Below are 21,981 nucleotides of genomic sequence, written 5' to 3'. Positions count from 1 at the left end.
CCGGGAAATGTTGCCGGGCGCCGGGCCCGGTGCTGTGCTGGAAAGCGCGATGAGTTTCGCGCGGGGTCCCGGTCTACCTGTTGACGCCGCCCGCACGGGGCCCGGCAACGGCTAGGAGGCCGACGATGTCCGCGCAGATCACGCAGAAGATCACCACCTTCCTCTGGTTCGACGGCCAGGCCGAGGAAGCGGCCGAGCACTACGTCTCCATCTTCGGCGGCGACTCGCGCGTCGCGTCGGTCACGCACTTCCCGGCGTCCGCGCCCGGCGAGACCGGCTCGGTCATGACGGTCGAGTTCGTCATCGCGGGCCAGCGCTTCATCGCCCTCAACGGCGGCCCCCAGTTCACCTTCAGCGAGGCGATCTCGCTCTCGGTGGGCTGCTCGGACCAGGAGGAGATCGACCGGTTCTGGACACGGCTCGGAGAGGGCGGCGAAGAGGGCCCGTGCGGCTGGCTGAAGGACAGGTACGGGCTCTCGTGGCAGATCGTCCCGGCCGAACTGCCCGAGCTGCTCGGCCAGGGCGCGGAGAAGACCGAGCGGGTCATGGCCGCGGTCATGGGCATGAAGAAGATCGACCTCCAGGCCGTGCGGGACGCGTGACCCGATGTCCCGGCGAATCGACCGTGAGTTCACCGCCGAGCTGGTCAAGAGCCCGAACGAGGGCGGCTGGACGTACGTCGTCTGGCCCGGGTCCGCGGAGTTCTTCGGCACCCGGGGTCTGGTGAAGGTCAGCGGAACCGTCGACGGGCATCCGTTCCGCAGCTCGTTCATGGCGCTCGGCGACGGCACCCACAAGCTGCCCGTGAAGGCCGAGGTGCGCAAGGCGGTCGGCAAGGAGGCGGGGGACACCGTGACCGTCCGCCTGGAGGAGCGTCTCGACGGCTGAGCTGTTGCCCGTCTCGGCGCTGCCGCACGGCCTCGCGCCCACTCCGCCCCATCGACGGCCGCACGCTGCCCTTCGGGCGACCGGGCGGCCGGGCGGCCGGCGTCGCGGCGAATCCACTCGAACTCGGCTGATGGACGGGGCAGTTGGGGCGGCGGGGACGGTCGGTGCGCGGCGCGCGGCGGAGGGGTGGGCGGGCGTAATCGGCCAACTGTTGTGAACATGACTCAGGGCGGGCGTCCGGCCCGGGCCCGCCCCCGATAATCTCTGGCATATGACGCCCCGCTCGTCGCTGCCTCCCTCGCCGCCCCCGGTCGAGATACGCGCCTGGCCCGACCGCAACGCGCTGCTCGCGGACCGTGCGCAGGTCCTCGACGCGCTGGTCAGAGGGCACTTGGGGGCCGGCCGGCTCGGGCTGCTCTGGCTGTGGGCCGCGCTCTTCGCGCTCGGCTGGTCGCTGGTCGGCACCGCGCTCACCTCGCTGACCGACGTCCTCACCGCGATCGTGGGCGGAGTGTTCCTGCTGCTCGGCCTCGGCGTGATGATCCCGACCGGGCTCGCCGTCGGGTTCGGGCTGCGCAAGGACCGCCGGATACGTGAACTCCTGCGCCAGTGGGCCGAGTTGGACCACGACCCCATACTCGACCGCAATCTGCGCAGGCCCGGCCTGAGCCTGGCCTGGCTGGTCCCCTCGGTGCTGCTGTGCGCGGGCGGCCTCACCGTCTGCCTGGTGCTGCCGGCGACCGCGGCCCCGGGCCGTGACACGTACGCGCTCGTCGTCTACGGCATGGGCATGGGCCTGATCTGCTGGCTGACGGGGCTCGTCGGCGTGGTGAAGGCGGCCGCGCACCGACGGTGGGTCCAGCGGTCCCTGACCCGCCTATCCTGAGGTGGCCGCAGCGCGATGCGGTGACACATCTCGGGGGAGGGGCAGTCGTCATGGCCTGGTACTGGTGGATTCTGATCGTTTTCTGGATGGGCGGCTTCGGCTGGGCGATCGACAACGCCCGGACGGCGCTGCGGACGCGGCACGAGCGGAAGATGGAACGGCTGGAGGCGGCGAAGCAGGAACGGCTCGCCGTGGAGGCCGCGCACAAGGCGCCGGAGCCGGTGTGCGGGTGCACGCATCATCTCGCCAAGCATGACAAGGCGGGCAAGTGCCATGAGCGGGTCGAGGTTCCGGTGGCGTGGGACGAGAACAAGAAGCCGCTGCGGTTCGAGTCCGGGCAGTGCAACTGCCAGCAGTATGTGGGGCCCCAGCCCCTGTCCCAGGTCTACGCGGACGAGTTGACCGATTTGGCGTGAGCGGGTCGGGGGAGGGGGTGGCCGAGGAGCATCGTGGGGGCGCCTGCCACCCTGGTCAGGAAGACCGTCGCCGCGTGGGGACCAGCCGGCTTCACCCGCCGCCGGATCTCCTCCGGCTCCACCGCCGATCCCCGCTTCTTCACCGTGAGCACCCCCACCTCCCGCTCCCGCAGCAACGCCTTCAACTTCTTCAGGTTGAACGGGAGTTGATCGGTGATCTCGTACCCCGAGACGTACGGGGACTCGTACACCTCGTCACTCGTCACGTACGCGATCGTCTCGTCGATCAGCCGCCCCCCGCAGCGCTCCACGATCTCGGCGACCAGGTGCGCGCGGATGACCGCGCCGTCCGGCTCGTACAGGTAGCGCCCCACCGGGCCCACCGGCGGCGCGGCGAGGGGCGCCGCCGCCCACAGGCCGGCGGAGGCGGGGAGCAGTGTGGCGCGGACCGCGCCCGGGGTGACGCCGGTGCCGAACCACAGCACCGCTTCCTTCACATCGCCCCCGTCCGAGATCCACTCCGCCTCGGCCCCCGGCGGAATCGCCTCGTGCGGGATGCCGGGGGCGATCTTCAGCGCCGCGAAGGGGGCCGCGAGGGCCGCCGAGACCGCCCACGACAGGGGCGGCGAGTACGCCTCGGGGTCGAAGATGCGGCCCCGCCCTCCTCGCCGGGCGGGGTCCACGAAGACCGCGTCGTACGGGGCCGTGTCGATGTCGGTCACATCGGCGCAGCGCACCTCGATCAGGTCCGCGAGCCCCAGCGCCTCCGCGTTGGCGCGGGCCACGGCCGCCGTCAGCGGGTCCCGGTCGACCGCCAGGACCGAGATCCCGGCCCGCGCCAGGGCCAGTGCGTCGCCGCCGATGCCGCAGCACAGGTCCGCCACGGCGCGTACGCCGCGCGCGGCGAAGGCCTTCGCCCGGTGGGTGGCGACCGACGCGCGGGTCGACTGCTCGACGCCGTTGGGCGTGAAGAACATCCGGTGCGCGTCGGCCGCGCCGAACTTCGCCACCGCCCGCTGCCGCAGCCGCGCCTGCCCGAGGGCCGCCGACACCAGGCCCGCGTCGTGCTCGCGGCGCAGCCGGGTGGCCACCGCCAGCTCCTGGGACGGGTCGTACTCCCGCAGCGATGCGAGCAGGGCGCGGCCCTCGTCGGCGAGCAGGAGGGGGAAGGTGTCGAGGTCGTTCACCCCGCCATTGTCGCCCGGTCGCCGACCCGCTGTGGGCCAGGTGGGCGATGGTGGGCCCGTGGCGGCGGTGTCGTACGGGCGGCGGGCCCCCGCGCCTGACAGGATGCGGCGCCATGCAACTAGTACGACAAAAGGGTAAATCCCGGACAAAGGTCGCCTGTCTCGCCCTCGGGCTCGGCGCCGCCCTGCTCGCCTCCGGCTGCGCCTCCGAGGACGGCGGGGCCGGCCACCCCGGCGCCCAGGCCGCCCAGAAGGGCCCCGCCGGAGCGCTCGCCGGCTACTCCGACCAGCTCCAGCGCGCCGAGACCGCCCGGCTCGCGGCCGTCAAGAAGTGGGGCCTCGCCAAGCCGCCGCTGCTCGCGCCCGCCGCGCCCGCCGTCAAGCCGAAGATCACCAACCGGCCCGGGTTCGAGACGGACGGCGGTGACTCCCTGCCGCCCGTCTTCACCACCGTCCCCACCAAGGACAAGATCGTCTTCCTGACGATCGACGACGGTGCCGAGAAGGACCCCACCTTCCTGAAGATGATGCAGGAACTGCGCATCCCCTACAGCGCGTTCCTCAGCGACTACCTGGTCAAGAACGACCACGAGTACTTCAAGAAGATGCAGGGCCTCGGGGTCACGCTGAACAACCACACCCTCAACCACCGCTACATGCCCGCGCTCTCCTACGAGGAGCAGCGGCACGAGATCTGTGACCAGCAGGACAAGATCGGCCAGTGGGCGGGCAAGCGGCCCCGGCTGTTCCGGCCGCCGTACGGGAACTACAACGAGGACACCCTGAAGGCCGCCCAGTCCTGCGGCGTCCAGGCCGCGCCCCTGTGGGCGGAGGAGGCCTTCACGGACCACATGGAATGGCGCGAGTGGGACAAGGACCTGCACCCCGGGGACATCATCCTCACGCACTTCCGCGGGCGCGAGGACTGGAACGGCACGATGCCGGACATGGTCCGGCAGGTGATGAAGGTGATCACCGACAAGGGGTACGCGGTGGCCCGCCTGGAGGACTACGTGTAGCCGGTGCCGGGTCACCTACAGGGGCGCGGGGCTGTGTCTTCTGTGCGGCTCCGCCGCGTGGGCGCGACCGCTCGGTGCCGGGTCACCTACAGGGGCGCGGGGAACTGCGCGACCAGCCGGATTCGAGCCGCAGTCGAAAACCCACACGCGGGAGCGTGACCCACCCCCAGGAGTGAGGGTCTTCGGCTGCGGGCCGTGCGGGGCTGGTCGCGCAGTTCCCCGCGCCCCTTGCGGGGCTGAGGGGGTCCAGTACTGCCGACGGGGAATCGGGCCGCACGCGGGAGGGCTTCGGCTGCGGGCCGTGCGGGGCTGGTCGCGCAGTTCCCCGCGCCCCTCGCGGGGCTGGTCGCGTAGCTCCTCGCGGCCCTCAGGGGCTCGGCCGGGCCGAGGGGGTCGGGGGGTTCAACTCGGGCTCGCGGGCGCGTTCGCCGGCGTCGCTGATGCGGATCAGCAGCGCGATCATCAGCCAGTTCGCGACCAGCGACGAGCCGCCCTTGGCGAGGAACGGCAGCGCCTTGCCGGTCAGTGGGATCAGGCCGGTCACGCCGCCCGCCACCACGAACACCTGCAGCGCGAGCGCCGCCGCGAGCCCCGTCGCGAGCAGCTTGCCGAAGCCGTCGTGGGCGCCGAGCGCCGCCCGCAGGCCCCGCTGCACGAGCAGCGCGTACAGGACGAGCACCGCCATCACCCCGGCCAGGCCGAGCTCCTCGCCGACCGTGGTCAGGATGAAGTCGCTGCGCCCGGCGAAGCCGACGAGTTCGGGGTGGCCGCGGCCGAGGCCGGTGCCGGTCATGCCGCCGCTGCCGAAGCTGAACAGGGCCTGGGCCGCCTGGTCGGAGATCAGGCCCGGCGGGCGCTCGGCGGGCGGCAGGTAGATGTCGAAGGGGTGCAGCCAGGCGACGATGCGCCCCTTGACGTGCGGCTCGGTCGAGCCGACCACGAACGCCCCGGCCGCCGCCATCACCAGGCCCGTCAGGATCCAGCCCGCGCGCTCCGTGGCGACGTACAGCATCACCACGAACAGGCCGAAGAAGATCAGCGAGGTGCCCAGGTCCCGCTCGAAGATCAGGACGAGCAGGCTCAGCACCCAGATGGTCAGGATCGGCGCGAGCTGGCGGCCCGGCGGCAGCCGGACCCCGAACACCTTGCGGCCGGTCAGCGCGAGCGAGTCCTTGTGCACGACGAGGTAGCCCGCGAAGAACACCGCGATCATGATCTTCACGAACTCGCCGGGCTGGAGCGAGAACGGGCCGATGAAGATCCAGCGCTTGGCGCCGTAGGTGTCGCCGGGGAAGAACGCCGGGGCCATCAGGAGTACGAGGGCCGTCGCCATGCAGAGGTAGATGTACCGCTGGAGGCGCCGGTGGTCGCGCAGCGCGGCGAGGGTGGCGAGCGCGACCGCGAACCCGATCACCGTCCAGATCAGCTGGCCCGACGCGGTGGCCTCGGACTTGAACTTGTGCGCGTACGTCGGGTCGAGCCGGTAGAGCAGCACCAGGCCCAGGCCCGACAGGAGCAGGGCCAGCGGCAGGATCAGCGGGTCGGCGTAGGCCGCGTACCGGCGCACCGTGAGATGCCCGGCCAGCGCGATCAGGGCCATGGAGGCGGCGAACTCGTAGGTGGCGCGCGGGAGTTCACCCGTCATGGTCATCGCCGCCGCCGCGTGGCCGAAAGCGGCCACCGCGACGACGAGGACCAGGAGCAGCGCCTCGGCGCGGCGCCGCCGGGAGGCGACCGGGCCGCCGCTCCCGCCCCGGCTCAGTCCACGCACGGGATGCCGCCGCCGTCGATGACCGGAGCGGACGGGGCCGGGGGAGCCTTGCTCGGGGCCGGCGCCGGGGAGTCCTGGGGGGAGGAGGGCGGGGTCGAGCGCACCGGATGCAGGGCGTCCGCGACGATCCGCTTGATCTTCGCCGGGTCGACGATATTGACGTCCTCGCCCCGGTGCTTGGCGAACTTCTCGATCGGCAGCGTCGTGAACTCCACGTTGCCGCCCGACAGGTTCCCGGCCTGCTTGAGGAAGGACAGCAGGTCCCAGCCCTTGTCGGTGACGAGGTCCTGCTTGGCGGTGTTCAGGAGGTGCAGCAGGCGGACCGGGTCGGTGAAGGTGCCGGCCGAGGACAGCTTCTGCGTCGCCGACGCGAGGAAGGCCTGCTGCCGGCGCGTGCGGTCCAGGTCGCCGCCGTCGAGCCCGTGCCGCTGGCGCACGAACGCCAGCGACTGCTGGCCGTTCAGGGTCTGCTTCCCGGCCGGGAAGTCGGCGCCCGAGTACTTGTCCTTCACCGGGTGCTTGAGGCAGACCGTCACCCCGTCCAGGGCGTCGGCCAGGTGGTAGAACCCGGCGAGGTTGACCTCGGCGAAGTGGTCGACGGGCACGCCGAGGAAGTCGCGCACGGTCTCGATCTCGGCCCGCCGGCCCGCCTCGCGGCCCGCCGTCTCCAACTCCCGCTTGTCGTGGACGCCTTGGGCCGCCAGCTTCTCCTCGGTGCGGGCCTTCTCCAGGCCGTACGCCTTCTTGATCTTGTCCTGGCCGTGCCCCGCGATGTCGACCAGATCGTCCCGGGGCACCGAGAACGCCTTCGCCCTGCTGCCGTCGCCCGGCACGTGCAGCAGGATCAGGGTGTTGGTGTTGTAGCCGCCGATGTCGGAACTGCCCGCGTGCAGCTTGTCGAGCACCTCGGGCGGCAGGTCGTCGCCGTTCTGGTCCTTACGGCTGTCCAGGCCCATCAGCAGGATGTTGGTGTCCCCGCCCACCGACTTGGGCGCGTCGTCGCCGAGCGCCCGCGAGGTGCCGATGCTCCCGGACAGGTCGCGGTACAGGTACCAGCCGCCGGCCAGCGCGCACAGCACGAGCACGACGGCGCAGGCGGCGAGCGTCCGCACCAGGCGCATCGGGCCGGAGCGCTTCCTGCGGCGGTCGGTGCGGCTGCGGCTCGGTCGGCGGGTCCTTCGACGGTGGCTCACGCCGACCGATCCTCGGCCCCGGGCGCTGAAGGAAACCTGAGGGTCCTGAAGACCCCTTCAGGAACGCGGGTGCGGCTCGGGCCGGCCCGGCAGCCGCACGGTGAACGTGGCACCCGGGCCCGCCCCGGCCGTCAGCTCGCCGCCGTGGGCCCGGGCGATCTCGCGGGCGATCGCGAGCCCCAGCCCGGTGCCGCCGCTCTCCCGGGCCCGGGCCGCGTCCAGCCGTACGAACCGCTCGAAGATCCGGGACCGGTCGGCGGCCGGGACGCCGGGCCCGTCGTCGGTGACTTCCAGGACCGCCTCGTCCCCGTCCCGCCAGGCCCGCACCCGTACCCCGGTACGGGCGTGCCGCACCGCGTTGTCGACGAGGTTGGCCAGCATCCGCTCCAGCTGGGCGGGGTCGCCGCGCACCGGCACGGGCGCGTCGGCGGCCGGCTCGACCGGGACCCGGGCCGCGCGGCGGCGGGCGGTGTCCTCGGCGGCGAGCAGCGCGAGGTCGACGGGCTCGGCCAACGGCTGCGGATGGGCGTCGAGGCGGGCCAGGAGCAGGAGGTCGGCGGCGATCCGCTGGAGCCGCTCGGTGTCGTCGAGCGCGGCCCGCACCGACGCCAAGTCCGGTGCGGCGAGGGCGACTTCGAGCCGCGAGCGGACCGCGGCGATCGGGTTGCGCAGCTCGTGGGAGGCGTCGGCGACGAACTCGCGCTGGCGGACGTGGGCCTGTTCGAGGCGGTCGAGGGTGGCGTTCACGGTCCGCGCGAGCAGCGCGATCTCGTCGCCGCCGCCGGGGTCCGGGACCCGCCGGTCCAGTTCGCTCGAGCGGACCTCGGCGAGCTCGGTACGGATCGAGGTCACCGGGCGCAGCGCGAGCCCGGTGCCGGCCCAGGCGATGGCGGCGGCGAGCGCGATCAGCGGCGGGGCGCTGGCGAGCAGGGCCCAGCCGATGGCGCCGGTCGCGTCGTCGACGTCGCTGAGCACGGTCGTTCCGTACACATAGCTCGCGGGGCCGCCGGGCAGCTGGGCGCGGACGACGACGGCGACCTCGTGGCGCCCGCCCTCGTTCAGCGTCCGCGACGCCGAGTCCTCGCCCTCGGGCGGGCGGAATCCGGCCAACTCCGGTGCGGCGCCGGACTCCTGGCTCGCCGCGGTCACCCGGCCGTGCTCGTCCAGGACCATGACCAGGTCGACGCCGCCGTCGGGCGGGGGCAGCAGCGGCCGTACGGTTCCGGTGTCGACCTGGGCCGCGACCTTGCGGGCGGCCAGCTCGGTGCGGCCCGTGGTGTTGTCGAGCAGGTTGGAGCGCAGCACGATGTAGAGCCAGATCCCGCCCGCGGCGAGCAGCAGCGCCATCGCGAGGGCGGCGGCCGCTGCGACCTTCCCGCGGACCGTCCTCGGCAGCAGCCGCCTCAGCCGGTGGCGCGGCGGCTCAGCCGCCATCGGGGGACATCCGGTAGCCGACGCCGTGCACGGTCAGGATCGATCGACGGCCGAACGGAGAATCGATCTTCTTTCGGAGCGAGGAGACATAGACCTCGACGATGTTCGGATCGATCCCGCCGTCCGCGCCCGCGCCGCTGTCCCAGACCTCGTCCAGGACGTGCTGCTTGGAGACGGCCCGGCCCGGCTCGGCCATCAGGCAGGCGAGGACGGCCAGTTCGCGGGCGGTCAGCTCGATCTCCCGATCGCCGCGCCGGCAGCGCCGGGCGCCGGGGTCGAGGGTGAGGTCGCCGGCCTGGAGCGGCCCCGGGCGCTCGGCTCCGGCCCGCCGGCCGAGCGCCCGCAGCCGGGCGAGCAGCACCACGAACGAGAAGGGCTTGGTCAGATAGTCGTCGGCCCCCGAGTCGAGCCCGTCGGCCTCGTCGTACTCGCCGTCCTTGGCGGTCAGCATCAGGACCGGGGTGAGGTCGCCCAGCCCGCGCATCCGGCGGCAGATCTCGTAGCCGCTGAGTCCCGGCAGCATCAGATCGAGCACGACGACGTCGTATCCGCCGGTGAGCGCGAGGTCGAGTCCCCGGTGGCCGTCGTGCGCGAGGTCGACCCAGTGCCCCTCGGCGGAGATGCCCCGACGCAGCGAGTCGGCGAGCCCGGTTTCGTCCTCGACGACCAGAATGCGCATGCCGTCCAGGGTCACACAGGTCCCGGGGGAGCCCGAGGGTTCCGCCGCGGCGGTGGCAGATTGGCACTCCGCTTGACCGAGTGCTAATCGCCGTCCTAGTCTCGCTTCTGGCACTCCCCACCGGAGAGTGCCAAGTAGCGACGGGCAGGTCCGGCACCCGCGACGACGGATCCACCTGGTCGCCACCCCAGACAGTTAACCCCGTGAGATCTCCGAAGGGGGAGACCGGATCGTGACGACCGCCAGCTCCAAGGTTGCCATCAAGCCGCTCGAGGACCGCATTGTGGTCCAGCCGCTCGACGCCGAGCAGACCACGGCCTCCGGCCTGGTCATTCCGGACACCGCCAAGGAGAAGCCCCAGGAGGGCGTCGTCCTGGCCGTGGGTCCGGGCCGCTTCGAGAACGGCGAGCGCCTGCCGCTCGACGTCAGCACCGGCGACATCGTGCTGTACAGCAAGTACGGCGGCACCGAGGTGAAGTACAACGGCGAGGAGTACCTCGTCCTCTCGGCCCGCGACGTGCTCGCGATCATCGAGAAGTAATTCACTGAAGTACGCGAGTACTTCGAGTTCGAAGCGAATGCTTTGAGAGCTGCGCCCCTGGTCACCCCGCTGATTGCCGGGCGGCGAGGGGCGCAGTGTCATTAACCCGAGTTTTCGAGAGGGCTGAACCGCTCCCATGGCGAAGATCCTGAAGTTCGACGAGGACGCCCGTCGCGCCCTTGAGCGCGGCGTCAACAAGCTTGCCGACACCGTCAAGGTGACGATCGGTCCCAAGGGCCGCAACGTCGTCATCGACAAGAAGTTCGGCGCCCCCACCATCACCAACGACGGTGTCACCATCGCGCGCGAGGTCGAGCTCGACGACCCGTACGAGAACCTGGGCGCCCAGCTCGTCAAGGAGGTGGCGACCAAGACCAACGACATCGCGGGTGACGGCACCACCACCGCGACCGTCCTGGCGCAGGCGCTGGTCCGCGAGGGTCTGCGCAACGTCGCCGCCGGCGCCTCCCCGGCCGCCCTGAAGAAGGGCATCGACGCCGCGGTCAAGGCCGTCTCCGAGGAGCTCCTCGCGACCGCCCGTCCGATCGAGGACAAGACCGACATCGCCGCCGTCGCCGCGCTGTCCGCCCAGGACAAGCAGATCGGCGAGCTCATCGCCGAGGCCATGGACAAGGTCGGCAAGGACGGTGTCATCACCGTCGAGGAGTCCAACACCTTCGGTGTGGAGCTCGAGTTCACCGAGGGCATGGCCTTCGACAAGGGCTACCTCTCGCACTACATGGTCACCGACCAGGAGCGTATGGAGGCCGTCCTCGACGACCCGTACATCCTGATCAACCAGGGCAAGATCTCCTCGATCCAGGACCTGCTGCCGCTCCTGGAGAAGGTCATCCAGGCCGGCGCCTCCAAGCCGCTCCTGATCATCGCCGAGGACGTCGAGGGCGAGGCGCTCTCCACCCTGGTCGTCAACAAGATCCGCGGCACGTTCAACGCCGTGGCCGTCAAGGCCCCGGGCTTCGGCGACCGCCGCAAGGCCATGCTGCAGGACATCGCCACCCTCACCGGTGCGACCGTCATCGCCGAAGAGGTCGGCCTCAAGCTCGACCAGGCCGGCCTTGAGGTGCTCGGCACCGCGCGCCGCGTCACCATCACCAAGGACGACACCACGATCGTCGACGGTGGCGGCAACAGCGGTGACGTCGAGGGCCGTGTCAACCAGATCAAGGCCGAGATCGAGGCCACGGACTCCGACTGGGACCGCGAGAAGCTCCAGGAGCGCCTCGCGAAGCTGGCCGGCGGCGTGTGCGTGATCAAGGTCGGTGCCGCCACCGAGGTCGAGCTCAAGGAGCGCAAGCACCGTCTGGAGGACGCCATCTCCGCGACCCGCGCCGCGGTCGAGGAGGGCATCGTCTCCGGTGGTGGCTCCGCCCTGGTGCACGCCGCCAAGGTCCTCGAGGGCAACCTCGACAAGACCGGCGACGAGGCCACCGGTGTCTCGGTCGTCCGCCGCGCCGTCGTCGAGCCGCTGCGCTGGATCGCCGAGAACGCCGGACTCGAGGGCTACGTCATCACCTCCAAGGTGAGCGAGCTCGACAAGGGCTTCGGCTTCAACGCCGCCACCGGCGAGTACGGCGACCTGGTCAAGGCCGGCGTCATCGACCCGGTCAAGGTCACCCGCTCCGCCCTGGAGAACGCCGCCTCCATCGCGTCCCTGCTGCTCACGACCGAGACCCTGGTCGTCGAGAAGCCGGCCGAGGAAGAGGCCGAGGCCGGTCACGGCCACGGTCACGGCCACTCCCACTGACGTCGCAGACGTCGGGCCCGCAGCACGTGTGAAGGCCCCCGCTCCCGCCGACCAGGCGGGGCGGGGGCCTTTCCCGTCGCGGCAGGTCCCGGCCGCTCAGCCCGCGATGCCCAGCCGCTTCATCAGCCCCAGGGCGTCGTAGTGCCACCAGCCTTCCTGGATCCTGTCGTTCTTGAACCGGAAGATCGTGGTGCCGGTCATGCGGACCTGCTTGCCGGTGGGCGGGATGCCCATGAAGTCGCCCGTGTGGGTGCCGTTCAAGGTCCACAGCGTCACCACGTCGTCGCCCTCGCAGATCTGCCGGTCGAGCTCGAAGGCGAAGTCGAAGGCGGCCCGCCATCCCGTGACGTCGGCGCGGATCCCGTCGGAGCCCACGACCGTGTCCTGCTCCTTGAGGATGTCGTGGTCCGCGTAGTCGGCCGCGAACACCTCGTCGATCGCGTCCAGGTTGCCGCCCGTGGCGATCTCGTGGAAGAAGCGGCGGGCGGTCGTCGCGTTCAACTGGTCGTCGCGTACCACATCCAGGTCCGTGAAGGTGGGCGCGCCGTCGCAGAGCGCCACCATCTCGGCGAAGATCCGGTCGGTCTCCGGGAGCTTCGAGTTCGCCATCGCCTCTTCGTACGAGGGGAATTCGATGATCTCGACGAAGTGGTTCCCGTCGGAGCGGTCCTTGCCGACGAGGCTGTGGGAGGCGGTCCGCCTGCCCTTGGTCGCCGCGACCCAGCGGTCCATGAGCCGGTCCAGGTCACTGAACCGCTCGGTCTTGAAGTCGATCACTTGTGCGAATGTCATGGCTCCTCCCGGCTGGCACTGGCTCGGGGTGCATAAGGTCCATTTTAGTAGTATTAGAACCTTTTATTCCGATGGGAATGCCCCGGCGGCCAGTGGCTGACGCAGGGTCGGCGGCTCACGCCGAGTGGTGCAGCGCCGCCGGGAGTACGGGGTCCGCGAACGGCACCCCGGCCGCGAACCGCTCCACCTCGTCCAAGGCCCGGTCCGCCATCCGGTACAGCTCGTTGCCGAGCGAGCCCGCGATGTGGGGGGTCAGCAGGACGTTGGGCAGGTCGTACAACGGGGATTCGCGGGGCGGCAGTTCGGGGTCCGTCACATCCAGGACAGCGTGCAGGCGGCCCGAGAGGAGCTCGGCGAGCAGCGCGGGCTCGTCCACCAGGGAACCCCGGGCGGTGTTGACGAGCGTGGCGCCCGCCGGCATGAGGGCCAGTTGGTGCGCGCCGATCATGCCGTGGGTCTCGGGCAGTTGGGGCGCGTGGACGGAGACGACGCTGCTGCGGGAGCACAGCTCGTCCAGGGACACCCGTTCAACGCCCAGGGCCACCGCTTCGGTTCCGCTCACGTACGGGTCGTAGAGCAGGACCTCGAAGTCGAAGGGGCGCAGGAGTTCGATCACGCGCCGTCCGATGCGGGATGCGCCGACGATGCCCACCGTGCGCCGGTAGTTGCCGGTGCGCTCGGTCTCGCTCAGCCACTCCGGGGCGGTGCGCAGCTCGGCATAGCGCTGGGCCGAGCGCAGCACCTCCTTGCCCGCGAAGAGGATCGCGGCCAGCGTGTACTCGGCGACCGGCAGGGCGTTGGCCGCGGCGGACGAGGTGACCGCGATGCCGCGCTCCCAGCAGGCGTCGGTGATGTGGTGCTTGACCGAGCCCGCCGCGTGGACCACCGCGCGCAGCTTCGGGGCCGCGTCCAGGACGTCCGCGGTGAGCGGGGGAGCGCCCCAGCAGGTGAGCAGGACCTCGGCCCCCGCGAGCGCGGCCGCCACCGGCGCGGTGGGCGCGGCCAGGTCGTGCGCGACCAGGTACGGGTCGGTACGGGTGAGGGCGGCGAGCCGGGTGCGGTGGCGCTCGGTGAGGAGCCGGTCGGCGATGCCGGGACCCATCGCGAGCAGCAGGGCGGGCCGGTTGTCAGTGGTGTGGGGCATGGTGGGACTCGGGCTCCTCACGAGGCGCTGGCCGGGGGTGGCTGCCAGGGGTAACTGGGCGTCCGGGCCGGTCATTTGACGCTGCCCGCGGTGAGTCCGGCCTTCCAGTGCCGCTGGAGGGAGACGAAGGCGACGATCAGGGGGATGACGGCGAGGAGCGAGCCGGTGACGACGAGAGGGTAGTAGCTCGGCTCGGCATGGGTGTTGCTGTTCCAGGCGTACAGACCGAGGCTCAGCGGGAAGAGCTTCTGGTCGCTGAGCATGACCAGGGGGAGGAAGAAGTTGTTCCAGATCGCGGTGAACTGGAAGAGGAAGACGGTCACGAAGCCCGGCATCACCATGCGCAGACCGATCGACCAGAAGGTGCGCAGCTCGCCCGCCCCGTCGATACGGGCGGCCTCCAGGGCCTCGTCGGGTATGTAGCTCGCGCTGAACACCCGCGCCAGATACACCCCGAACGGATTGACCAGAACGGGGATGAGCACCGACCAGTACGTGTTGACCAGGCCGACCTTGCTGGCCAGGAGGTACATGGGCAGGGCGAGCGCGGTGGTCGGCACGAGCACGCCGAGCAGCACGACGCCGAACAGCTTCTCCTTGCCGCGGAAGGCGTACTTGTCGAAGGCGTACCCGGCGGCGACGGAGACCAGGGCGCAGACGGCCGCGCCGCCGCCCGCGTACACCAGGGAGTTGAGGTACCAGCGGAAGTAGACGCCGTCGTTGTACGAGGCGAGCTGCGACAGGTTGTGGCCCAGGTCGAAGCCCTTGAAGGAGAAGGCGTCGCCGGACAGCAGGCTTCCGGTGTCCTTGGTGGCGGCCGTGAGCAGCCACACCAGGGGGAAGAGCGTGTAGAGGACGGAGAGCAGCAGTGCGCCGTTGACCGCGGTTCGGGACAGCCAGCGGCTCGGTGAGCGGTGGGGCGTCGCGGCAGGTGGCGGGGTGGCGGGCCCGGGGCGCCCGGCGGTCCTCGGGGAGGCGTTCGCCTCGGTTGCCGTGGGGGAGGTCATGCCGTGGCCCCCTTCCGGTTGGTGAGGCGGGTGACGACGAAGGAGAGCAGGGCCGCGGCGAGCGCGAGGAGCACGGCCGAGGCGGCGGCGAGGCCGTAGTCGTTGCGGCTGAACGCGGCGGTGTAGGCGTACATGTTGGGCGTCCAGGTGGAGGTGACCGTGGAACTGCCGCCCTGGTTCAGGATCAGCGGTTCGGTGAAGAGCTGGAGCGAGCCGATGACGGTGAACAGCGACACCATCACCAACGAGGCCCGGATCAAGGGGAGTTTGATGCCGAACGCGGTGCGCCACTCGCCCGCGCCGTCCATGGTGGCCGCCTCCAGGACCGAGCGGTCGATGGCCTGGAGGGCCGCGTAGAAGATGACCATGTTGTAGCCGAGCCATTCCCACAGCGCGATGTTGACGACGGAGGGGAGCGTGCCGCTGGAGGAGAAGAAGTCGAACCCGATGCCGCCGGAGTTCATCGCCTTCACGACCGGGCTGAGGCCCGGGGTGTAGAGGTAGACCCAGACCAGCGCGGCGATGATGCCGGGCACGGCGTGCGGCAGGAAGAGCGCGAGCTGGAAGAACCGCCGGGCGCGGGCCAGCGTCGAGTCGAGCAGCAGCGCGAGCGCGAGGGCGCCGCCGACCATCAGCGGGATGTAGACGACGCAGTAGCCGGCGAGCACCCAGAAGCCCTCGCGGAAGGCCCGGTCGCCCAGCGCCGCCGTGTAGTTGTCGAGTCCGCTGAACACGGACGTGGCGCCGCCGAAGCCGAGCCCCGACTGCTTCTCGGTGAACAGGCTCAGCCAGACCGCGTACCCGATCGGCACCACCGTCACGGCGGTGAACAGGACGAAGAACGGGGTGAGCAGCACCCCGGCGGCAGCGTTGGTGCGGCTGCGCGCCCCGCGGGGCGCCCTGCGGGCCGGGCCGGGTCCGGGTGCCCCGGCGCGTGTGGCTGCCGTGTCGCCGCTCCCCGTCGCGGCCGGCCCACGACCGCCTCCGTCGCCCGGCAGTGGCACGCGCGAGGCCCCGCTTCCCGCTTGGGTGTGTCCCGTGGGACGCCCCTTCGTCCTCATCCGGTCAGCCCTCGACCTTCAGGCCGCGCTTCTTCAGCTCGGTGACGGTGGCGTCGTGGGCCGACCTGATCGCGTCCGTGATCTTCACGGAGCCGCCCGCGACCTTGCCGAGCTGGTCCTTCAGGGTCGTGTTGGTGGTGCCCATGCTCGGGCCCCAGCCCCAGTTGGCGTTGATCGAGCCGCCGGCCGCGTCGAACAGCTGGTAGATGTCCTGGCCGGTGTAGAAGCTCGCGTCGAAGGCCTTCTTGGCGGCGGGGCGCAGCGCGATGTCGGCCGGGAAGGCGCTGGAGGTGCCGGACTTGATGCGGGCGTCGATGCCGGCTTCGGTGGTCGACATCCACTGGGCGAATTCGAGGGCGGCCTCGGTCTTGGTGCTGCCCTTGGTCACGGCCCAGGTGGAGCCGCCGAGCATGCCGCTTGCGGGCTTGCCGTCCCAGGTGGGGATGGGGGCCACCGCCCACTTGCCGCTCTGGTCGGGCACGGTTCCCTTGAGGACGCCCGCGGCCCAGGAGGCACCGAGGTAGCCGACGGTCGAGCCGTCCTTCAGGGAGGCCGTCCACTCGGGGCTGAAGGAGACCGCGTTCTGCACCAGCTTGTCGTCGATCAGGCCCTGCCAGTAGTCGGCGACCTTGTTGGTGGCGGCGTCGGCGGTGTTGAGCTTCCAGGTGTCGCCGTCGGCCTTGAACCACTGGGCGCCGGCCTGCCAGGCCATCGCCTCGAAGGTGGTCGGGTCGTCCGGGAAGAAGGTGCCGATGCGCGCCTTGGGGTCGGCGGCCTTGGCCTTCTGGGCGGCCGCCTTGAACTCGTCCCAGGTTTTGGGGACTTGGATGTGGTTCTTGTCGAAGAAGTCCTTGCGGTAGTAGTACGCCTGGGGCGCCGCGTCGAAGGGGATCGCCCAGTTCTTGCCGCCGAGGGTGGTCTGCTGGACCGACTGCGGCAGGAACTGCTTCTTCACGTCGTCGGTGACGTACTTGCTGATGTCCTGGAACGAGCCCTGGCTGACGAACTCGGGGAGCATCGGGTACTCGACGGTGACGAGGTCCGGGGCGTTGCCGGCCTTCACCGCGTTGGAGATCTTGGCGTAGCCGCCGGCGTTGCCCGAGGGGATCTCCTCGAACTTCACCTGGATGTTCTTGTGGGAGGCGTTGAAGGCGTCCACCACGTCCTTGGTGCCCTTCTGCCAGGCCCAGAAGGTGATGGTGACGGGCTTGTCGGCGGTGCCCTTGCCGGCGTCGCCCGTCTTGCTGTCCCCGCCACCGCAGGCCGTGAGCACGGCGAGAGCGGTGGCGGTGCCGACGAGGGCGGAGGTCGATCTGGTCCAACTGCGGCTCACGGAACGGCTCCTGAACGTAAGGGGACGAGGCGATGGCCGCGATCCTTGGCCCAGTTCTGACCGAAGTCAAGAGCGAAAGTTCGATTGATCGAAAAAAGATCAGAGAAGGGTTGAACGATCGCGCGTCAGGACTGGACGTTCACCGGGCTCCGCAGAGTCTCGGACGGGGCGCCGCACGAGGACCGCACGCGAAGGCGCGGCAGCAGGTCGACATGGCGCCGCGGCGGCTCCTCGCCCCCGGCCGGAGGGCCTGCGGCGGCGCCGCGCAGCCGCTCGATCAGGAGCTCGGCCGCATGGCGCCCGACCTCGTGCTTGGGCGGGGCGACCGCGGTGAGCGGGATGTCCGCGAGCGCCGCCACCTCGTCGTCGTACGCCACGAGCGCCAGGTCGTCCGGCACCCGCACGCCCAGCTCGCCCAGGCGCTGGACGATCCGGATGGCGTCCACGTCGTTGTGCACCAGGGCCGCCGTGGCCTGCCCGGCCACGACCGCGCTCCGCAGCGCCCGCACGGCCCGCTCGAACCCGGCGGGGTCGGCCTCCGCCGACACCGAACCGATCGGCGGGAGCGGTGACTTGAGGCCGAGCGCGTCGAGCGCGTGCCGGTATCCGGCGCGCACCGCGATCGCGGTGGGGCTGTCGGCGCGGGCCACCAGCAGGGGCGTCGGGTGGCCGAGCCCGAGCAGGTGGCGCACCGCGATGAGCACCCCGTGGCTGTGGTCGGAGCAGACCCGGTCCAGGTCGTCCAGTTCCCGGCCGGGCACCCCGCGCCGCTCCAGGAGCACCGTCGGAACCGGGAGCCCGGCGATCCAGGCGCCGTGCTCGACCGGGTCGTCCGGCTCCTTCCAGCCCGGCGCGATCAGGAGCCCCTCCGCGCCGGCGGCGAGCAGTCCGGCCGCCCGGCCCGCGTCCTCCTGGGGCCGGTAGTCCGAGATCCGCAGGATCAGTCGCGCCCCGGCCGCCGCGGCCGCCTCGTGCGCGCCCCGGATGACCTCGGCGAAGTAGTACGTGGCGTTGGGCGCCAGCATGCCGATGACGAGCTCGCGCGAGCCCGCGCCCGGGGCGGTGGCGGTGGCCGGCGACTCCCCGGCACCTGGCCAGGACACCGAACCGTGCACCCGGTCCAGGCGGCCCTCGTTGGCCAGGAACTCCACGTCCCGCCGTACGGTCACCGGCGAGACCCCCAGCTGGGCGGCGAGCTCGGACACCCGCGCCGACCCCCGTCCGCGCACCAGCTCCAGCAGTCGGTCATGACGTTCAGCGGCACTTTCGCGCACGGCGGCATCCCCTTCGCGGTGTGGTGGCCCGGTGGGCCCCGACCCTAATGCAACGTGATCGAACGATGGCAGTTTCGATCATTCGGTCCGATCCATTGACGTTCGATCAAACCGAGTTCTAAGTTCCCAGAGATTTCGCGCAGGTCCCGCCGATGCCGACACCGCCATCCACCCCCGTCACCGAGGGAGCATCGCACCATGTTCATCGCGCCCGAGAACCGTGAGCTCAGCCCCCACACCGGCTGGACCCGCGCGCACTGGGAGCGGTCGGCGGACCAACTCCTTCTGGCCGTCCGGCCCTACGCCTCGCCCGGGCGAGGCCTGATCAACCTGCCCGGCGAACGGCCCAGCTGGTCGGGACCGCGCTCCGACGGCCTCGAAGGCTATGCCCGCACCTGGCTGCTCGCCGCCCTGCGGGTGGCCGGCGCCCAGGGGCAGGACCCGCACGGCCACCTCGACCGCTACGCTGACGGCCTCGCCTCGGGCACTCAACACCCGCTTCCAACAGGGGAGTTGAGTGAATCCTCGCCCGACGCCTGGCCGCTGACCACCCATGTGCGCCAGGCGATCGTCGAGTCCGCCTCCGTCGCCCTCGGCCTCCGGCTCACCCGCCCCTGGCTGTGGGACAAGCTCGACGACCGCACCCGCCAGCGCGCCGTCGACTGGCTGCTGCCCGCGCTCGGGCCGTCCCCCGTCGACAACAACTGGTGGCTGTTCGGCCTCACCGTCGCCGGATTCCTCCAGGACGCCGGCATCGAGACCGACCGCGCCGCGGCCACCATCGAACGCGCCCTGGAGCGCGTCGACCAGTGGTACCTCGGCGACGGCTGGTACAGCGACGGACCCAACCGCTCCTTCGACCACTACAACGCCTGGGCCCTCCACTTCTATCCGGTCCTGCACGCCCACCTGAGCGGTGACCGCGCCCTCCTGGACCGCTACGGCCCGCGTCTGCGCGACCAACTCGACGCGCACACCCGCCTGTTCGGCGCCGACGGGGCGCCGATGCCGTACGGCCGCTCGCTCACCTACCGCTTCGCCGCCGCGGCCGCGCCCTGGCTCGGCGCGCTGACCGGACACACCCCGCTCACTCCGGGCGCCACCCGCCGCCTGGCCTCGGGCAGCCTGAAGTACTTCCTGGACCGGCCCCCGGGCCGGGGCGCCACCGACACCGCCGGGCTGCTCACCCTCGGCTGGCACGGCCCGTACCCGCCGCTGATCCAGCACTACTCGGGCCCCGCCTCCCCGTACTGGGCGTCCAAGGGGTACCTAGGCCTGCTCCTGCCACCGGAGCACCCCGTATGGACGGCCGTCGAGGAGTCGCTGCCGGCCGAGACCGAGGACGCCACCGTCACCCTCGGAGCCCCGGGCCTGCTGATCCAGTCCACGGCCGAGGACGGCCTGGTCCGCCTGCACAACCACGGCAGCAACAACCACGTGGGCGGCGGCGCCGACGAGGACCCCTGCTACTCCCGCTTCGCCTACTCGACCGGCACCGGACCCACCTCACAGGGCGCGCCCGACAACCACTTCGGGCTCATGTCGCAGGGCGCGTCCACCACCCGGGGCCCCGCGGTCCCGCTCGGCAGCGGCCCCGGCTGGGCGGCGTCCCTGTCCGAGCCGCGCCCCGGACCGCCCGGTGTGCGGATCGTGTCGCTCACCCTCGCGCACGGCCGCGCCGAACTCCGCGCCCACCTGGTCATCGGAGCCGCCCCCGGCACCCCCGTGCGCCAGACCGGCTGGGCCACCACCCCCGGCCGCACCGGCCAACTGCACCCCGTGCACGGTTATGCGCCGCAGGTGCGTGAACTGGCCGCCGAATCAACCCTGTTCGGGCCCGAACCGGATATCCGGGCGCTCCACGGAACGACCGGCACCACACCGTCCCTCTTCATCGCGCTCGCCTCCCTCACCGCACAACCGGACCCCGGCCCGGTGCACACCCTCGCCGACATCCAGGTCACCGGCCACACCGTCCGGGTCACCTGGCAGAACGGAACCACCCATCGGCTCGTGCTCGACTCCACCTCCCCCACCGTCCGTACGGAGGACATGTGAGACCACGCCACGCCGCCACGGCCCTCGCCACCACCGCGGCGCTCGTACTCGCCGCCCCCATCGCCGACGCCGCCCCGCACCACGGGCGCACGTACTACGTCGACTGCTCGGCCACCGCCACGGGAGACGGCAGCCGGCAGCACCCCTGGACCACGCTCACCGAGGCCGACTCGCGGACCTACGGCCCCGGTGACCACTTGCTCTTCAAACGAGGGGCGACCTGCACGGGTTCCCTGATTCCCCGGGGAAGCGGATCGATTTCCGCGCCCTTCACCATCGCCGACTACGGCAACGCCACGGCCCGCGCCCGCATCGACGGGGACGGGGCCCAGGACGTGGTGCTGCTCGCCAACACCCAGTACGTACACGTCACCGGTCTCGAACTGACCAACCCGGCCCGGCCGGGCGGCATCCGCAACGGCATCCGGCTGCGCCTGACCGACTACGGGACCGCCCACGGCTTCGAGCTGGACCACCTCTACATCCACGACGTCCGCGGGGGCGACTTCAAGGAGCTCGGCGGGTCGAGCGCCGTCCAGATCACGGTCGAGGGAACGGCGAAGGCCAGCAGCTACGACGACCTGGACATCCACCACAACCGGATCGAGGACGTCGACCGCGAGGGCATCTACTTCAAGTCGACCTTCTCCAAGCGCGACCTGGTCGGCGAGCAGCAGGACCCGGCCGCGTTCCCCGGCCCCTGGACGCCGTCCACGCACGTACGCGTCCACCACAACACGCTCACCAACCTGGCCGGCGACGGCATCAAGCTCGACACCACCAGCGGCGCCCGCGTCGACCACAACCGGGTCGACGGCTTCCAGCTCCGCTCGCCCTCCGCCAACGCGGGCGTGTGGACGTTCAACACCGACGCCACGACGATCGAGTACAACGAGGTCTCCGGCGGCGGCAACACCCACGACGGCATGTCCTTCGACGCCGACGGCGCCTCGCGCGGGACCGTCTTCCAGTACAACCACAGCCACGACAACAAGGGCGGCTTCCTGCTGATCTGCCCCTACAGCGGCGCCAAGACCCTGGACACGGTGGCCCGTTACAACATCAGCGCCAACGACGGAGCCCGTCTCGTCCAGAACTGCGCGGGGCCGATCCTGAACACGCTGATCTACAACAACACGTTCCGCAACGACGCCTCGACGACACCGGGCCACCTGGTCCAGGACGACACGGGCAACCCCGCCACCACGCGGCACGAACTCGTCCTGCGCGACAACCTGTTCGTGAGCGAGGGCAGCGGCGGCTACGCGTTCAAGAACCCCACCGCCGGGCTGCTCCTCGACCACAACCTCGTGCACGGCGTCACCCTGGACCGCCCGAACCCCGGCGGAAGCTCCGCGGACCCGCTGCTGCGCGCCGACTTCCGGCTCGCCCAGGGCTCGCCGGCCCTCGCCGCCGGAGCCGTCGTCGCCGACAACGGAGGCAGGGACTACTTCGGCACCCCGGTCTCCGCGACCGCGGCCCCCAACATCGGCGCCTACGCGGGCCGGGGCCTCGACCCGGGCCGGAGGTGAC

Annotated in this window: 20 protein-coding genes; 9 read left to right on the top strand and 11 right to left on the bottom strand. The window is 71.3% G+C overall.

Features of this window, described 5'->3' with window-relative positions:
* The first annotated feature begins 125 nt into the window (after window positions 1–125).
* From ACFYZA_RS12840 to ACFYZA_RS12825, 4 genes are all read left to right on the top strand, one after another.
* Window positions 126–602, top strand: a complete 477-nt coding sequence (locus tag ACFYZA_RS12840; protein WP_388489870.1) for a VOC family protein — start codon at window positions 126–128, stop codon at window positions 600–602.
* Between the two features lie 4 nt (window positions 603–606).
* Window positions 607–888 (top strand): DUF1905 domain-containing protein, encoded by a 282-nt coding sequence (locus tag ACFYZA_RS12835; RefSeq protein WP_388489867.1) that lies wholly within the window; start codon window positions 607–609, stop codon window positions 886–888.
* Between the two features lie 271 nt (window positions 889–1,159).
* On the top strand, window positions 1,160–1,774 hold the full coding sequence (locus tag ACFYZA_RS12830; RefSeq protein WP_382588783.1) for a hypothetical protein: 615 nt from the start codon (window positions 1,160–1,162) through the stop codon (window positions 1,772–1,774).
* A gap of 50 nt (window positions 1,775–1,824) precedes the next feature.
* Complete coding sequence (locus tag ACFYZA_RS12825) at window positions 1,825–2,190, top strand: hypothetical protein (RefSeq protein ID WP_382588785.1); 366 nt, start codon at window positions 1,825–1,827, stop codon at window positions 2,188–2,190.
* Here ACFYZA_RS12825 and ACFYZA_RS12820 read toward each other — a convergent pair.
* On the bottom strand, window positions 2,160–3,377 hold the full coding sequence (locus tag ACFYZA_RS12820; RefSeq protein ID WP_388489864.1) for a methyltransferase domain-containing protein: 1,218 nt from the start codon (window positions 3,375–3,377) through the stop codon (window positions 2,160–2,162). The genes ACFYZA_RS12825 and ACFYZA_RS12820 overlap by 31 nt on opposite strands.
* A 113-nt stretch (window positions 3,378–3,490) precedes the next feature.
* Here ACFYZA_RS12820 and ACFYZA_RS12815 point away from each other — a divergent pair, with 113 nt between their 5' ends.
* Entirely contained in the window at window positions 3,491–4,396 is a 906-nt protein-coding gene (locus ACFYZA_RS12815; RefSeq protein ID WP_382588789.1) for a polysaccharide deacetylase family protein, read from the top strand.
* Between the two features lie 367 nt (window positions 4,397–4,763).
* On the opposite strand, the gene ACFYZA_RS12810 is transcribed toward ACFYZA_RS12815, so the two are convergent.
* From ACFYZA_RS12810 to ACFYZA_RS12795, 4 genes are read right to left on the bottom strand one after another with little or no spacing between them, the layout of a single operon-like run.
* Window positions 4,764–6,158, bottom strand: coding sequence for an FtsW/RodA/SpoVE family cell cycle protein (locus ACFYZA_RS12810; protein ID WP_382588871.1), 1,395 nt, complete (start codon window positions 6,156–6,158; stop codon window positions 4,764–4,766).
* Complete coding sequence (locus ACFYZA_RS12805; protein ID WP_388489862.1) at window positions 6,155–7,360, bottom strand: LCP family protein; 1,206 nt, start codon at window positions 7,358–7,360, stop codon at window positions 6,155–6,157. The genes ACFYZA_RS12810 and ACFYZA_RS12805 overlap by 4 nt, the downstream gene beginning before the upstream one ends.
* Before the next feature lie 57 nt (window positions 7,361–7,417).
* Window positions 7,418–8,794, bottom strand: coding sequence for a sensor histidine kinase (locus ACFYZA_RS12800; protein ID WP_382588793.1), 1,377 nt, complete (start codon window positions 8,792–8,794; stop codon window positions 7,418–7,420).
* A complete protein-coding gene (locus tag ACFYZA_RS12795; protein WP_382588796.1) occupies window positions 8,784–9,473 on the bottom strand; it encodes a response regulator transcription factor in 690 nt (229 codons plus the stop codon). The genes ACFYZA_RS12800 and ACFYZA_RS12795 overlap by 11 nt, the downstream gene beginning before the upstream one ends.
* A gap of 232 nt (window positions 9,474–9,705) precedes the next feature.
* Between ACFYZA_RS12795 and groES the strand changes: the two genes are divergently transcribed.
* On the top strand, window positions 9,706–10,014 hold the full coding sequence (gene groES / locus ACFYZA_RS12790) for a co-chaperone GroES (protein ID WP_053727656.1): 309 nt from the start codon (window positions 9,706–9,708) through the stop codon (window positions 10,012–10,014).
* A gap of 136 nt (window positions 10,015–10,150) precedes the next feature.
* Entirely contained in the window at window positions 10,151–11,779 is a 1,629-nt protein-coding gene (gene groL / locus ACFYZA_RS12785; RefSeq protein WP_382588798.1) for a chaperonin GroEL, read from the top strand.
* A gap of 96 nt (window positions 11,780–11,875) precedes the next feature.
* Here the strand turns inward: groL and ACFYZA_RS12780 are convergent, their stop codons facing one another.
* The 6 genes from ACFYZA_RS12780 to ACFYZA_RS12755 form a co-directional block, all read right to left on the bottom strand.
* Window positions 11,876–12,571 carry an ester cyclase gene (locus ACFYZA_RS12780; RefSeq protein WP_388489860.1) on the bottom strand — a complete coding sequence of 232 codons (696 nt, stop codon included), beginning with the start codon at window positions 12,569–12,571 and terminating at the stop codon, window positions 11,876–11,878.
* 115 nt (window positions 12,572–12,686) lie between these two features.
* Window positions 12,687–13,715 carry a hydroxyacid dehydrogenase gene (locus tag ACFYZA_RS12775; protein ID WP_388489858.1) on the bottom strand — a complete coding sequence of 343 codons (1,029 nt, stop codon included), beginning with the start codon at window positions 13,713–13,715 and terminating at the stop codon, window positions 12,687–12,689.
* 71 nt (window positions 13,716–13,786) lie between these two features.
* Window positions 13,787–14,722 carry a carbohydrate ABC transporter permease gene (locus ACFYZA_RS12770; RefSeq protein WP_388489856.1) on the bottom strand — a complete coding sequence of 312 codons (936 nt, stop codon included), beginning with the start codon at window positions 14,720–14,722 and terminating at the stop codon, window positions 13,787–13,789.
* Entirely contained in the window at window positions 14,719–15,783 is a 1,065-nt protein-coding gene (locus tag ACFYZA_RS12765; RefSeq protein ID WP_388489853.1) for a carbohydrate ABC transporter permease, read from the bottom strand. The genes ACFYZA_RS12770 and ACFYZA_RS12765 overlap by 4 nt, the downstream gene beginning before the upstream one ends.
* A gap of 4 nt (window positions 15,784–15,787) precedes the next feature.
* Window positions 15,788–17,116 (bottom strand): ABC transporter substrate-binding protein, encoded by a 1,329-nt coding sequence (locus tag ACFYZA_RS12760; protein ID WP_388489850.1) that lies wholly within the window; start codon window positions 17,114–17,116, stop codon window positions 15,788–15,790.
* Between the two features lie 125 nt (window positions 17,117–17,241).
* The gene (locus ACFYZA_RS12755) at window positions 17,242–18,390 is read right to left on the bottom strand and encodes a substrate-binding domain-containing protein (protein WP_382588810.1); all 1,149 of its coding nucleotides are present in this window, start codon (window positions 18,388–18,390) and stop codon (window positions 17,242–17,244) included.
* Between the two features lie 198 nt (window positions 18,391–18,588).
* Between ACFYZA_RS12755 and ACFYZA_RS12750 the strand changes: the two genes are divergently transcribed.
* Together ACFYZA_RS12750 and ACFYZA_RS12745 are read left to right on the top strand one after the other, a co-directional pair.
* Window positions 18,589–20,448 (top strand): DUF2264 domain-containing protein, encoded by a 1,860-nt coding sequence (locus ACFYZA_RS12750; RefSeq protein WP_388489848.1) that lies wholly within the window; start codon window positions 18,589–18,591, stop codon window positions 20,446–20,448.
* Window positions 20,445–21,980: a right-handed parallel beta-helix repeat-containing protein gene (locus ACFYZA_RS12745; RefSeq protein WP_388489845.1), complete on the top strand. Its 1,536-nt coding sequence runs from the start codon at window positions 20,445–20,447 to the stop codon at window positions 21,978–21,980. Before ACFYZA_RS12750 ends, ACFYZA_RS12745 begins: the two co-directional genes overlap by 4 nt.
* Window position 21,981: the final 1 nt, after the last annotated feature.

The organism is Streptomyces sp. NPDC001828 (assembly GCF_042892175.1).
Classification (GTDB): domain Bacteria; phylum Actinomycetota; class Actinomycetes; order Streptomycetales; family Streptomycetaceae; genus Streptomyces.
Note: the sequence above shows the minus strand (reverse complement) of the source record. Positions and strands in the feature narration are given on the sequence as shown.

Bases quoted from the DNA above. Each gene is read 5' to 3' on its own strand.
- ACFYZA_RS12750 (WP_388489848.1), top strand. From the start codon at position 18,589: ATGTTCATCGCGCCCGAGAACCGTGAGCTCAGCCCCCACACCGGCTGG.
- ACFYZA_RS12835 (WP_388489867.1), top strand. From the start codon at position 607: ATGTCCCGGCGAATCGACCGTGAGTTCACCGCCGAGCTGGTCAAGAGC.
- ACFYZA_RS12840 (WP_388489870.1), top strand. From the start codon at position 126: ATGTCCGCGCAGATCACGCAGAAGATCACCACCTTCCTCTGGTTCGAC.
- ACFYZA_RS12780 (WP_388489860.1), bottom strand. From the start codon at position 12,571: ATGACATTCGCACAAGTGATCGACTTCAAGACCGAGCGGTTCAGTGAC.
- groL (WP_382588798.1), top strand. From the start codon at position 10,151: ATGGCGAAGATCCTGAAGTTCGACGAGGACGCCCGTCGCGCCCTTGAG.
- ACFYZA_RS12765 (WP_388489853.1), bottom strand. From the start codon at position 15,783: ATGAGGACGAAGGGGCGTCCCACGGGACACACCCAAGCGGGAAGCGGG.
- ACFYZA_RS12815 (WP_382588789.1), top strand. From the start codon at position 3,491: ATGCAACTAGTACGACAAAAGGGTAAATCCCGGACAAAGGTCGCCTGT.
- ACFYZA_RS12770 (WP_388489856.1), bottom strand. From the start codon at position 14,722: ATGACCTCCCCCACGGCAACCGAGGCGAACGCCTCCCCGAGGACCGCC.
- ACFYZA_RS12830 (WP_382588783.1), top strand. From the start codon at position 1,160: ATGACGCCCCGCTCGTCGCTGCCTCCCTCGCCGCCCCCGGTCGAGATA.
- ACFYZA_RS12795 (WP_382588796.1), bottom strand. From the start codon at position 9,473: ATGCGCATTCTGGTCGTCGAGGACGAAACCGGGCTCGCCGACTCGCTG.
- ACFYZA_RS12800 (WP_382588793.1), bottom strand. From the start codon at position 8,794: ATGGCGGCTGAGCCGCCGCGCCACCGGCTGAGGCGGCTGCTGCCGAGG.
- ACFYZA_RS12775 (WP_388489858.1), bottom strand. From the start codon at position 13,715: ATGCCCCACACCACTGACAACCGGCCCGCCCTGCTGCTCGCGATGGGT.
- ACFYZA_RS12825 (WP_382588785.1), top strand. From the start codon at position 1,825: ATGGCCTGGTACTGGTGGATTCTGATCGTTTTCTGGATGGGCGGCTTC.